Annotated in this window: 10 protein-coding genes; 6 read left to right on the forward strand and 4 right to left on the reverse strand. The window is 63.5% G+C overall.

Annotated features, from left to right (window positions below):
• Positions 1 to 338: 338 nt before the first annotated feature.
• Both ACT9T4_RS12995 and ACT9T4_RS13000 read right to left on the reverse strand, forming a co-directional pair.
• Positions 339 to 2,303: a methyl-accepting chemotaxis protein gene (locus ACT9T4_RS12995; protein WP_042554518.1), complete on the reverse strand. Its 1,965-nt coding sequence runs from the start codon at positions 2,301 to 2,303 to the stop codon at positions 339 to 341.
• Positions 2,304 to 2,510: 207 nt separating this feature from the next.
• A complete protein-coding gene (locus tag ACT9T4_RS13000) occupies positions 2,511 to 4,124 on the reverse strand; it encodes a diguanylate cyclase (protein WP_042554519.1) in 1,614 nt (537 codons plus the stop codon).
• A gap of 363 nt (positions 4,125 to 4,487) precedes the next feature.
• On the opposite strand from ACT9T4_RS13000, the gene ACT9T4_RS13005 reads away from it, so the two are divergent.
• The 6 genes from ACT9T4_RS13005 (at position 4,488) to ACT9T4_RS13030 (ending at position 9,680) form a co-directional block, all read left to right on the forward strand.
• Positions 4,488 to 5,555: a DUF2333 family protein gene (locus ACT9T4_RS13005; RefSeq protein WP_499117332.1), complete on the forward strand. Its 1,068-nt coding sequence runs from the start codon at positions 4,488 to 4,490 to the stop codon at positions 5,553 to 5,555.
• Between the two features lie 3 nt (positions 5,556 to 5,558).
• On the forward strand, positions 5,559 to 6,092 hold the full coding sequence (locus ACT9T4_RS13010; RefSeq protein ID WP_042554521.1) for an NUDIX hydrolase: 534 nt from the start codon (positions 5,559 to 5,561) through the stop codon (positions 6,090 to 6,092).
• Positions 6,093 to 6,231: 139 nt separating this feature from the next.
• Positions 6,232 to 6,603, forward strand: a complete 372-nt coding sequence (locus ACT9T4_RS13015; RefSeq protein ID WP_042554522.1) for a translation initiation factor Sui1 — start codon at positions 6,232 to 6,234, stop codon at positions 6,601 to 6,603.
• Positions 6,604 to 6,741: 138 nt separating this feature from the next.
• Positions 6,742 to 8,655 (forward strand): arginine decarboxylase, encoded by a 1,914-nt coding sequence (gene speA / locus ACT9T4_RS13020; protein ID WP_042554523.1) that lies wholly within the window; start codon positions 6,742 to 6,744, stop codon positions 8,653 to 8,655.
• A 230-nt stretch (positions 8,656 to 8,885) separates the two neighbouring features.
• On the forward strand, positions 8,886 to 9,305 hold the full coding sequence (locus ACT9T4_RS13025) for a DUF4174 domain-containing protein (protein WP_042554524.1): 420 nt from the start codon (positions 8,886 to 8,888) through the stop codon (positions 9,303 to 9,305).
• A 243-nt stretch (positions 9,306 to 9,548) separates the two neighbouring features.
• Positions 9,549 to 9,680: a hypothetical protein gene (locus ACT9T4_RS13030; protein ID WP_499117335.1), complete on the forward strand. Its 132-nt coding sequence runs from the start codon at positions 9,549 to 9,551 to the stop codon at positions 9,678 to 9,680.
• A gap of 1,306 nt (positions 9,681 to 10,986) precedes the next feature.
• Here ACT9T4_RS13030 and ACT9T4_RS13035 read toward each other — a convergent pair.
• Both ACT9T4_RS13035 and ACT9T4_RS13040 read right to left on the reverse strand, forming a co-directional pair.
• Positions 10,987 to 11,697 (reverse strand): NUDIX domain-containing protein, encoded by a 711-nt coding sequence (locus tag ACT9T4_RS13035; RefSeq protein ID WP_042556536.1) that lies wholly within the window; start codon positions 11,695 to 11,697, stop codon positions 10,987 to 10,989.
• Complete coding sequence (locus tag ACT9T4_RS13040) at positions 11,694 to 12,275, reverse strand: adenylyltransferase/cytidyltransferase family protein (RefSeq protein WP_499117338.1); 582 nt, start codon at positions 12,273 to 12,275, stop codon at positions 11,694 to 11,696. Before ACT9T4_RS13040 ends, ACT9T4_RS13035 begins: the two co-directional genes overlap by 4 nt.
• Positions 12,276 to 12,330: the final 55 nt, after the last annotated feature.

The following is a 12,330-nucleotide window of genomic DNA, read 5'->3' on the forward strand; positions in this document are numbered from 1 at the left end:
GGCTTGAGGACGCCTGCCCCTGGGGAGTTGTGCGGCATAAGGCCGCGTATGTGCAAGGTCCAAGACGACAGCGGACACTCGATCCGGTGGGCTAAAGCCCACCCTACAGCTCGCTGGCTTGAGGACGCCTGCCCCTGGGGAGTTGTGCGGCATAAGGCCGTGCATGTGCAAGGTCCAAGACGACAGCGGACATTCGATCCGGTGGGCTAAAGCCCACCCCACAGCTAAAGCGGATCGCCGCCCGCCCCCCCCCGCAGTTAGATGCGCGGCTGTAGGGTGGGCTTCAGCCCACCAATTGGCGCCCGACAACGAACGGCGGCTATCGCCTTTTTCTTCGCTTACACGCGAAAGGCCTGTACGGCCTGATTCAACTGGCCGCTCAACTCCTGCAGCTCACTGCTCTGTTCGCGGCCCTGGCTGATGCGAAGCAGGTTGTCACCGCCCAGTTGGTGGATGCGTTCGCTGTGATCGCGGATTTCGCTGACTGCGCTGCCCTGGTAAGCGGTGGCATCGGCTATACGTCCGGCCATGCTGGCGATGGTGCGTATGGCGTTGACGATTTCATCCAGGGCACCGTCTGCCGTGCGAGCCTGGTTGGCTGTGGCTTCGGCATGTTCGACCTGGCTGCGCATCGCCAGCAGTGAGCCGTTGGCGGCTTGCTGCAGGCGGCCGATGACATCCTGAATCTGTGCGGTGGCAGCGCTGGTGCGTAGCGACAGCGTACGTACTTCGTCTGCCACCACGGCGAAACCTCGGCCTGCCTCGCCCGCACGAGCCGCTTCGATGGCGGCATTGAGGGCCAGCAGGTTGGTCTGTTCGGCAATGCTGCGGATAACCGTCAGTACGCTGCCAATGGTGCCTGTCTCCTCTGCCAGGCGCTCGATGGCCTGGGCGTTGCCCTGGACCTCTTCGACCAGCGCATGCAGGCCGGTCAGGCTGTTGCCGATGACCAGTTGACCCTGAGCCAGGGCACGGTCGGCATCGCGCCCGGCGGTCGCGGTCTGGCTGGCGTCCTCGGCGACCTGAAGGATGGTCGCTTCCAGCTCGCCGAGGGCGTCACGGATCTGCGCGGTGTCGCTGGCCTGGCGTTCGGCGCCGTCGTGCAGGCCACCGCTGAGGTCGGCCAGGGTGCGGCTGGAGGCCGAGACCTGGCCGGCATGCTGGTGAATGGTGCCCACCAGATCGACCAGGTAGGCGCGCAGGCGATTCAGCGACTCTTCGATATCACGCAGCTCTCGGGTATTGGTGGCCAGATGCACGTCGCTGCTGAAATCCCCTGCTGCCCAGGCCGAGAGTGCAGGCACCAGGCGTTCGAGCAGGCGGCTGAGGCGACGCTGCAGGGTGTCGATGATCAAGGCGATGAGCAGGATCAGAGCGACCATGGCGCCGAGGATCAGGCGCACTTCGCCCTGAATGCGGCCATGTTCGGCTCGCACCTGGGGTTCCAGGGTCGTGAATGACTGTTGCACCGCATCCAGTCGGGCCCGGGTGGCGGCGGCCAGCTGGGCACGTTGCTCGATCAGGGCGCGGGTGCGGTTCAGCTCGCCCGGGTAGCGACCGAGCAGGCTGTTGAGCTCCCGTTTCAGGGCGATGCCGCGGTCTTGCGCCTCACTCTCCAGGCTGTCGCTGTCCAGCCCCATCAGCGACGCGAAAGCGTTACCGCCCGATGCTGCTTCATCGGTGACGCCAAGCAGTGCCAGGCCTTCGATGGTCTTCGCCATTTCCTGCAGCGACTGCACCTCACGCTCCACGTCCGCTGCCAGTTCGCTGCGCCCGCTGCTGACCAGCTTGTCGCGGGCCAGCGCCAGGCGGGCGAGGTGCTGGGAAGCTTCGAACAGGGGGCGGCCATAGGCTTGCGCCGCGTCGCCCTGGCCTTCATCGGCATACCTGGCGATTTGCGACAGGGCACCGGCCATTTCCCGCTCTGCCTGGATCAGCAGACCCTGGGGATCCCCGGACAGCTTGCCGGCCGCGAGCAGTTGGTCGGCGGCAAAGGTTTTCAGGTCACTGAGGCTGTTGCCCAGATCGCCAGCGAGGTTGGCTGGCAACTGGGCGACCTTCTCCTGAAGGGCGTCGAGGCTTTGCAGTGCGGCACTGTGGCGCAGGGCATCGCCGCTTTCCAGGTAGCCGAAGATATTGCCTGCGGCTTCGCGCTGAAATTGCTGGGACAGACCCAGATACTGCTCCATCAGTACGTAGGGGCGCTCCAGTGCCCGCTGTGACCACCATAGCGTGCAGGCCAGGGCGATACCGACGCCGACTAGCAGCAGGGTGTTGAGATTGGTAAGTGATTTAAGGCGCATGGGGCTCGACCGACGACGGAACGGTGCTGGCACTGCGCCATGCAGTGCGGCTGTGTCGGTAAGTTATTGCGCCTTCATGACAGGGGTGTGACGCCGTGCGCCCTGTCACAATTATGGCGCCGTTCGAGCGACGCGAAGTCTTGTGGCGTCTTCATGCTGCAGTCGCGCCGCAGGGCTACCCCGCTGCGCAGGGTACGAGGGACGTGTTCAGTCGTAGATCTCGACGCGATTGCGGCCGCCATTCTTGGCACGGTAAAGCGCCTCGTCGGCGCGTTGCGACAGGTGTTTGCTATCGAGATCGTCGCGCAGCTCGGCGATGCCGCCGCTGAAGGTGCAACTGAGATCCTGAGGCTGGGCAGGGTAGTTGATTTCCGCGAAACGCTTGCGCACTTCGTCGAGCACCCTGGCAGCCGTGCGGGCGTCCGTATTGGGCATCACCACGGCGAATTCCTCGCCACCGTAACGACCGATGCAGTCGCTCTTGCGCAGTCGCTGCTTGAGGAACAGCGCCAGGCTCTTGATCACCCGGTCGCCCATGGGGTGGCCGTAGTTGTCGTTGACCTTCTTGAAGTAGTCGATATCGAGCATGGCGAAGCTCAGTGGCTGGCCATCGCGCTGGGCGCGGAAACGGGCATCTTCGAGCAATTGCAGGGTGTGGGTGTGGTTGAACAGGCCGGTGAGGCTGTCACGCACCATGCGAGCCTTGAGGTTGCGTGCACGATCGGCACGGTTGCGTACCGTGGCGATCAGATGACGCGGCTTGATCGGTTTGGTCAGGAAATCATCGCCGCCCTCGCTCATGGCGTCGAGTTGCTTGTCGAGATCGTCTTCGGCGGACAGGTAGATGATCGGCACGCTGACGTAGCGGTCGTTGTGGCGGATCACCTTGGCCAGCTCGGTGCCGCTGCAGGCAGGCATGTACATGTCGAGGATGATCAGGTCCGGCTGGAACTCGGCCAGTTCGGCCATGGCCTGGATCGGCTCGGTAAGGGTGCGGGTGACGATGCCGGCGCTGTTCAGCACGCGCTCGGTGTGGGTGGCCTGAGCCCGGGAGTCATCGACGATCAGTACGCGATAGGGTTCGTACTGGGCGACGTGCGTCAGGACCTCGATACGTTCCAGTAGGCTGGAAGCGTCCAGGGTGCCGGTGAAGAACTCGCGGCCGCCGGCACGCACCGCGGCCAGGCGAGTTGGGGTGTCGGTGTCTTCATGGCTGTAGAACAGCAGCGGAATCTTGTCCTGCAGCCCTTCCTGCACGCCCTGGGCCAGAACCAGGCCGTTGCCTGGCCCGGCGAAATCTATTTCCATCAGGATGGCGGCCGGGTGGCGCTCGAGCATCGCGGCGCGGAAGGCGTTGGCCGTGTCCAGCGGCTTGGCGTTCATGCCGAAGAATTCCAGTTGCTGGGCAAGGCGTTCGGCACGCTCCAGGTGCTGAAGCGCCAGGTAGACCGGTTTGCGCAGCGGCGGCAGGGTGGTCTGCTCGAAGCGATCGCCATGGCGTAGCCCGGTACGCGACAAACGTTGCATCAACTGGTTGAGCTCGCTGATCACGTCGCTGTTGAGGCGACCACGGTTGGCATTCACCGCACTCAGGCAGGCGACGATACGCTGGGCCAGGCCACGGTGCTCGACCTGCTCGAAGCGTTCGGCATAGCGCTGCAGCAATTGCGCTGCCTCGAGCAGCTCCTGCATGCCGGCATCGTTCCACTCGGCACGCTGCAGGCGCTGCCATACCTCCAGAACCTGCCGGGCCTGGTGAATGACACGCTGGGCGAAATGCTGCTTGAGCCGGTCGCGGCTGGGGTCTTCTTGCTCGGTCATTGGCCTTTAATCTGCTAGTGGCGGCGAATCGCTACCGAGTGGTGGCTTCATGCTATCACTGGATGGATATTTTGCCATTCCTTTGGCGTCAATGCTGTGAATCGCCCCGCACGATGGGCCATGCAACACGGATAGCCCCAAACCGACCCTTGATCGGCCGGGATGGTTCCGGACCTGCCCCGTCTCCTCCATTCATGACGCTTTCACGTCGCGAACAGGTTGTTGCGCTGCGCAGTGAGGCGGGCTTCCCTTATAGTGAGCAGCGTAGGCTCACTGCCGGGCATGTGCGCGCAAGTATTAGCGCAACCCTGCTAGTGCCCTGTGGTCGAAGCCCTGTACGTCGCAGATCAAAGGATAATCGCCATGCTCGATTGGAAGAACCGCACCTCCGGCACGCACAGTGCCGACGATGGCGCTACCGCTGGAACACGCCGTCGCACCGGTGGCCGGCTTGGTGGGCTGGTCGTCGGCTTGCTGAGTGCTTACCTGCTGATCGCGTTGGTCGTCGGCTGGTACTGGAGTCAGGAACCTGACATGTTCCCCGTGCAGCAGCGCGTCCAGGCCGCAGCCGAAAGCAGTCAGCGTCAGGTGGTCAACGGTTATACCTCGGTGGAAACGCTCAAGCAGGTCGCCGAGACCCTGCTCGACAAGCCGGGCGGTTTTCTTTCCAACGATCTGGCTCCTCCGGGCCTGTGGCTTGACAACATGCCGAGCTGGGAATATGGCGTGCTCGTGCAGGTGCGCGATTTCTCCCGTGCGCTGCGCAAGGACTTCGCGCGTTCCCAGTCGCAATCGACCGAAGACGGCGACCTGGCTCGTGCCGAGCCGCGCTTCAACTTCGATCACCGCAGCTGGGCGCTGCCTGCCGCCGAGTCGGAATACCGTGACGGCATCGGTTCCCTGGACCGCTACCTGGCTCGTCTGTCCGAGCCGGGCCAGGGGGGCGCGCGTTTCTACACCCGTGCCGATAACCTGAACAACTGGTTCGGTGATGTCGCCACCCGTCTCGGCTCGCTGTCGCAGCGCCTGTCGGCCAGCGTCGGTCAGGTACGCCTCAATAGCGAAGTGACCGAGACCACGCAGCTGGCCGAAGGTCAGGTGCCGGAAGTCACTGAGCGCACCTATGAGACGCCGTGGCTGCAAATCGACAACGTGTTCTACGAGGCGCGCGGTCAGGCCTGGGCACTGTCGCACCTGCTGCGCGCCATCGAAGTGGACTTCGCCGACGTGCTGGCCAAGAAGAACGCCACCGTCAGCGTGCGGCAGATCATCCGCGAGCTGGAGGCAGCCCAGGCCACGCTGTGGAGCCCGATGGTGCTCAATGGCAGTGGTTACGGCATCCTCGCCAACCACTCGCTGGTAATGGCCAACTACATCTCGCGTGCCAACGCCGCGGTGATCGATCTGCGCCAACTGCTCTCCCAGGGCTGATCGATGGCTATCGCCGAAGCCGAGGTAGCGCACCGCGCCGCCTCGGATGCCGAGCTGATCGCCTGGGTCGACGAGCAGGATCGGGTACTCGGCGCGCTGCCGCGCGCCGAGCTGCGCAGCCGTGGGCTGATCGGTCGCGGTACCTTCATCCTGCTGTTCAATTCGGCCGGTGAGCTCTGCGTGCACCGACGTACCCTGAGCAAGGCGGTGTATCCCGGTTACTGGGACGTGGCGGCTGGCGGCATGGTCGCGGCGGGCGAAGGCTACCTGGCCTCGGCCGAGCGCGAGCTGGCGGAGGAGCTGGGTATCGATGATGCGCTGCTGCGTGACGAGGGGCGTTTCTTCTTCGAACAGCCGGACAATCGCCTGTGGTGTGCGGTGTTCTCGGCGGTGTCCGACGCGCCGCTGGTGCTGCAGCCCGAGGAAGTGCTCGAGGCCCGTTTCGTGACGGTGCAGGCGGCGCTGCTCGATACCCACAACACGCCCTACTGTCCCGATTCGCTGCAGGCTCTGCAGCATTATCTGGCCAAGCGATAACGCAGACCTCCGAGCGATGCGCACCATCGCTCGGGCGTGAGTCGCCAATCCATCAGCCTGTGGCGCATTTCGGTTCTTAGCATGGCCGGCCTTTGTCGTTACACTGCGCCGCTTCGCCAATCCACTGAGGAAAAACGCGGTGGCCAAGAAAGCCTCTTCATTCGCCGGGCTCGGTGGCCTGGTGTATTCCACCGACGCCGGCCGGCATTGCCCGGATTGTGGGCAGCCGGTGGATGCCTGCAACTGCTCGAGCACGGCGATCCCCGAGGGCGATGGCATTGCTCGGGTACGCCGCGAGACCAAAGGCCGCGGCGGCAAGACGGTGACCACCATCAGCGGCGTGCCGCTGGCCGAAGAGCCGCTCAAGGAGCTGGCCTCGGTGCTGAAGAAGCGCTGTGGGTGCGGCGGTTCGCTGAAGGAGGGGGTGATCGAAATCCAGGGCGACCATGTGGAGCTGCTGCTCGCCGAGCTGCTCAAACGTGGTTTCAAGGCCAAGAAGTCCGGCGGCTGATGGCCGCTGCAACAGGCAACTTTCTAAACTTACCGATGGCTCGGCCAGTCCACTGCCGAGCAATCGTCATTTCCAGGCTCTATGCTCGGTCGACTGTAATTCGACAGCATCAGCCCATCCGCTACAAGGGAGACCTCGATGGCCGCACGACGCACACGTAAGGACGATGGAAGCCAATGGACGGTGGCCGATAGCCGCAGTGTCTATGGCATCCGCCATTGGGGCGCTGGTTATTTCTCGATCAACGACGCAGGCCGTGTGGAGGTCCGTCCCAATGGGCCTGGCAGCTCGCCCATCGACCTCTACGAGCAAGTCGACGAGCTGCGTCAGAGTGGCTTGTCGCTGCCTTTGCTGGTGCGCTTCCCGGACATTCTGCAGGACCGCGTACGCAAGCTGACCGGCGCTTTCGACGCCAGCATCGCGCGCCTCGAATACGGTAACCGCTACACCGCGTTGTACCCGATCAAGGTCAACCAGCAGGAAGCGGTGGTGGAGAACATCATCGCCACCGAGAACGTTTCCATCGGTCTGGAAGCCGGTTCCAAGCCCGAATTGCTGGCCGTGTTGGCGTTGGCCCCGAAGGGCGGCACCATCGTCTGCAACGGTTACAAGGATCGCGAGTTCATCCGCTTGGCGCTGATCGGCCAGAAGCTCGGTCACAACGTGTTCATCGTCATCGAGAAGGAATCGGAAGTTTCTCTGGTGATCGAGGAGGCGGCCGAGCTCAAGGTCGCGCCGCAGATCGGTCTGCGCGTTCGCCTGTCTTCCCTGGCGTCCTCCAAATGGGCCGACACCGGCGGCGAGAAGTCCAAGTTCGGCCTCTCCGCGGCGCAGCTGCTGTCGGTGGTCGAGCGCTTCCGCAAGGCCGGCCTGGATCAGGGCATCCGCCTGCTGCACTTCCATATGGGCTCGCAGATCGCCAACATCGCCGACTACCGCAAGGGCTTCCGTGAGGCTATCCGTTATTACGGTGAGCTGCGCGCGCTCGGCCTGCCGGTCGATCACATCGATGTCGGCGGCGGCCTGGGCGTGGACTACGACGGTACTCACTCGCGCAACGCCAGCTCCATCAACTACGACATGGAAGACTACGCCGATGCGGTAGTCGACATGCTCAAGGAGTTCTGCGACCGCCAGGAAATCCCCCATCCGCACATCTTCTCGGAAAGCGGCCGGGCGATGACCGCGCACCATGCCGTGTTGCTGGTGCAGGTGACCGACGTCGAGCGACACAACGACGACGTGCCGGAAATCGACCGCAGCATCGAGCAGCCGGAAGTGCTGCAGGTGCTGATCGATCTGCTCGACGACAGCGATCCGGAAATGGTCGCCGAAACCTACTGGCGTGCTACGCACTACGTCAGCGAGGCTGCCGGGCAATACTCCGCCGGCAAGCTCGACCTGCCGCAAAAGGCCCTCGCCGAGCAGTGCTATTTCTCCATCTGCCGACGCCTGTACAACCAGTTGAAGGCGCGCCAGCGTTCGCACCGTCAAGTGCTCGACGAGCTCAACGACAAGCTGGCCGACAAGTACATCTGCAACTTCTCGGTATTCCAGAGCCTGCCGGACACCTGGGCGATCGGCCAGATCCTGCCGATCCTGCCGCTCAATCGCCTGGACGAAGAGCCACTGCGCCGCGCCGTGCTGCAGGACCTGACCTGCGACTCGGATGGCAAGATCAACCAGTACGTGGACGAGCAGTCCATCGAAACCAGCCTGCCGGTCCATGAACTGCGCGACGGCGAGGATTACGTGCTGGGCATCTTCCTGGTCGGTGCCTATCAGGAGATCCTCGGTGACATGCACAACCTGTTCGGTGATACCGATTCGGTGAACATCTACCAGAACGCCGACGGCAGCATCTATCACGCGGGCATCGAAACCCACGACACCATCGAGGACATGCTGCGCTACGTGCACCTGTCACCCGAGGAGCTGATGACCCACTACCGCGACAAGGTGGCCAGCGCCAAGATCAATGCCCGTGAGCGTACCCAGTTCCTCGACGCGCTGCGTCTGGGGCTGACGCGTTCGTCGTACCTGTCGTACTGAGAACCGATGATGTGTCGGGACTCGCTTGCGAGTGGTGACTGTTCTGCAAGCCGGCTTGATGGCGACTAAATCGCCGGCAAGCCGGCTCCTACGGGATCGGATAGATTGCGAAATTGTAGGAGCTCGCTTGCGAGCGATTTGAGGGCAGTCGTTTTGCGGAGGTGGCCTCGTGGTCACCAGTCCAGCCGTCTGGCGCCTGTATTCCGATCACCTGTGAAGGAGGCATCGCGATGAAAGCCATTCTGGCTCTACTGCTGTCGGCATTTGCCTTGAACGCTCCGGCTGCCGACGATCCTCTCCAGGCCGAACTGTGGAAAACCCGGCCGTTGATCCTTCTCGCCGACGATGCCAACGATCCACTGCTCGTTCGGGTGCGTGAAGCCCTGGCACAACCTGCCAACCGTGAAGCCTTCGTCGAACGCGACATGGTGCTGTACACCGTGGTGGGCAAGCAGGCCCAGCGTAACGATCAGTCCCTGGATGCCATCGCCAGCAAACGCCTGCTGCTGGCGCTGGATGCCGGTAACCAGCGACCGCAGATCATTCTGGTCGGCAAGGATGGCGGCAAGAAGATCCAGCAAGGCGCCGATGCAGACTTGCAGAAGATCTTCGCCACCATCGATCGCATGCCGATGCGCCAAGGCGAATGATGGATCAGTGATTTTCGGTGATCCTGGCTCTAGCGGTGTTGCCTGCAGCTCTTCAAAGTAGCGTCCGTTGCCGTTGAGGGCACCGCCATTTCCAGCCTCGACATTCTGCATGCGATGCAGGTTGATTGCCGCTGTCCTGCAACCGTGTGCCTGTTTCTGAAGATGCTGCTTATGCGCATGTGCCGAAAAGGGCGGGGCGGTTGACGCATCAGTGCGCACTTCAGTGATGCCGAGCGAGCGGCGTTGGCCTGGGCCGAATCGCTGACCGAAATCGCGCGCACTCACGCGCCGGATGAGTGCTTCGAGCCGCTCAAGGCGCATTTCGACGCTGCGCAGATCAGCGATCTGACCTTCGCATTCCCACGCGGAGCGTGAGGAACGATTAGGAAAAGGCAAGAGCGGTCATCGGCGCCGTATCCGTGGGAGTGGGCCATGCCCGCGATTTTTCGCGCGCATGGCGCGCTCCCACAGTGGATCGGTGAACGGCGGCTATTGATGGCTCCCACGCTCCAGCGTGGGAGTCCAATCCAGGGCGCTCTGCGTCCGCCGGGCCTCGACATCGGACGCAGAGCGTCCCGGCAGGCATTCCCACGCGGAGTGTGAGGAACGATCAGAAAAGGTAAAAGCGGTCATCGGCGCCGTATCCGTGGGAGCGGGCCATGCCCGCGATTTTTCGCGCGCATGGCCCGCTCCCACAGTGGATCGGTGAACGGCGGCTATTGATGGCTCCCACGCTCCAGCGTGGGAGTCCAATCCAGGACGCTCTGCGGCCGCCAGGCCTCGACATCGGACGCAGAGCGTCCCTGCAGGCATTCCCACGTGGAGCGTGAGGAACGATCAGAAAAGGTAAAAGCGGTCATCGGCGCCGTATCCGTGGGAGCGGGCCATGCCCGCGATTTTCGCGCGCATGGCGCGCTCCCACAGTGGATCGGTGAACGGCGGCTATTGATGGCTCCCACGCCCCAGTGTGGGAGTCCAATCCAGGGCGCTCTGCGCCCGCCGGGCCTCGAGATCGGACGCAGAGCGTCCCTGCAGGCATTCCCACGCGGAGCGTGAGGAACGATCAGAAAAGGTAAAAGCGGTCATCGGCGCCGTATCCGTGGGAGTGGGCCATGCCCGCGATTTTTCGCGCGCATGGCGCGCTCCCACAGTGGACCGGTGAGCGGCGGCTATTGATGGCTCCCACGCCCCAGTGTGGGAGTCCAATCCAGGGCGCTCTGCGCCCGCCGGGCCTCGAGATCGGACGCAGAGCGTCCCTGCAGGCATTCCCACGCGGAGCGTGAGGAGCGATCAGAAAAGGCAAAAGCGGTCATCGGCGCCGTATTCGTGGGAGCGGGCCATGCCCGCGATTTTCCCGCGCATGGCGCGCTCTCACAGTGGATCGGTGAACGGCGACTATTGATGGCTCCCACAGCTCCAGCGTGGGAGCCCATCCAGGGCGCTCTGCGCCCGCCGGACCTCGAGATCGGACGCAAAGCGTCCCTGCAGGCATTCCCACGCGGAGCGTGAGGAACGATCAGAAAAGGCAAAAGCGGTCATCGGCTCCGTATTCGTGGGAGCGGGCCATGCCCGCGATTTTCGCGCGCATGGCGCGCTCCCACGGTGGATCGGTGAACGGCGGCTTTCGCCTTTCTGCGGCCCTTCATAATCAGCAGCATCGCAGTCGCTCCGAGCAGCGAAATCAAATACCTGTGCGATCCGCCAACAAACTCCGGTCAAATACGAACACACCTTCGGCCTGTTCGGTCAGCTCCCACAGCTGCTGAGGGCGGCCCATTTTCGGGAAGTTCTTTTCCCCGGTGTCGCGAATCCAGCCGGCTTCCTTCATCCGCTCCAGGCGTTTGCGCAACGAGGTGTTGTTGATTGTGGTGCCCAGGCAGGCCTGGGCTGCGTTCAGGGCATCGAGCACGGTGAAGCGTGGCGCGGTCAGGTACAGGGGCAGGCTGGTATACACCGATTTGCCCGCCAGTCTTTCCAGGCTGAGGCGCACCAGGTCCCCGTGGTCGAAGGGCAGGGCGATGTTCCCGGCCAGCACCTCCTGCAGCGGCACGAAACGCAGGCCTTCATCGGCCGTTTCAGTGTCCGGGGGCAGCAGCGCCAAGTAGTAGGTGCTCATTGACCAGCCTCGTGGATCACGGTTGGCGCTGCCTTCGGTGCCAACCTGCTCCAGGTGTCGTGGCACGACCTGGGCCTTGTCGCGCAGCACGCGATGGGCCGCCGCCTCCAGGTTCGCGTCGCGGGTGCTGCCATTGACGATCACCCCAGGCAGCGCCCATTGCCCGATGAAGGGCTGGCGCTCGCGACGGTGCAGCAAAAGGTGTAGCTGCCGGCTCTCGGCATCCATGCGCAGGGCGATCAGGTCGACACTCGCCAGTACTTCTACAGAACTCACATGGCCCTCCTGTAAATCGTCATGTCGGGCTGGATTTCCGGCAGTTGCCATGCATCCGGAATGCTTTGCCCGGCAGCGATCATCGCGCGAATCGCGCTGCTGTGCACGGTCATCTCCTCATTCGCCACGAGCAGCCCGAATCGCTCGCGTAGTTCCGCTGCCCGGTAAAAGGTGGTCAGGCGGGTGAGGTTGTCCTCGCCGATCACCAGTGCCAGGCAATGCGCTGGCAACTGATGCTGTTGGGCGATGTGGTTCATCAGGTCGTAGCTGTAGATCACGTTGCCGTCAGCACCCAGTTGGCGCTCCACGGCAGAGCACACCACGCGATCGCCGAAGCGCTGCGCCAGCCGTTCGACCCAGGTACAACGCAGCGCGAAGTCCGCCATTCGCTTGGCATCGGCGTGCCGGTAGCTGGGCACCACCACCACCCGATCCGCGACGTCCAGCGCGCGCTGGATGACGCTGGCATGGCCGGCGTGGGGCGGATCGAAGGCGCCACCGTATATGGCCATGGCGAAGTGTTGCGGCGTTGGCTGGGCGCTGGCCGCGGCGAAGGTCTGGAGTGATGACGACAGCATCGCGAATCTCCTCGTGAGCAGGTGTTGACAGATATAATACACCTGGTGGAATATG

The organism is Pseudomonas sp. SZ40 (assembly GCF_052958135.1).

Excerpts from the sequence above, each read along its gene's own strand:
- ACT9T4_RS13000 (WP_042554519.1), bottom strand. The coding sequence starts at position 4,124 with ATGACCGAGCAAGAAGACCCCAGCCGCGACCGGCTCAAGCAGCATTTC.
- speA (WP_042554523.1), top strand. The coding sequence starts at position 6,742 with ATGGCCGCACGACGCACACGTAAGGACGATGGAAGCCAATGGACGGTG.
- ACT9T4_RS13040 (WP_499117338.1), bottom strand. The coding sequence starts at position 12,275 with ATGCTGTCGTCATCACTCCAGACCTTCGCCGCGGCCAGCGCCCAGCCA.
- ACT9T4_RS12995 (WP_042554518.1), bottom strand. The coding sequence starts at position 2,303 with ATGCGCCTTAAATCACTTACCAATCTCAACACCCTGCTGCTAGTCGGC.
- ACT9T4_RS13005 (WP_499117332.1), top strand. The coding sequence starts at position 4,488 with ATGCTCGATTGGAAGAACCGCACCTCCGGCACGCACAGTGCCGACGAT.
- ACT9T4_RS13025 (WP_042554524.1), top strand. The coding sequence starts at position 8,886 with ATGAAAGCCATTCTGGCTCTACTGCTGTCGGCATTTGCCTTGAACGCT.
- ACT9T4_RS13010 (WP_042554521.1), top strand. The coding sequence starts at position 5,559 with ATGGCTATCGCCGAAGCCGAGGTAGCGCACCGCGCCGCCTCGGATGCC.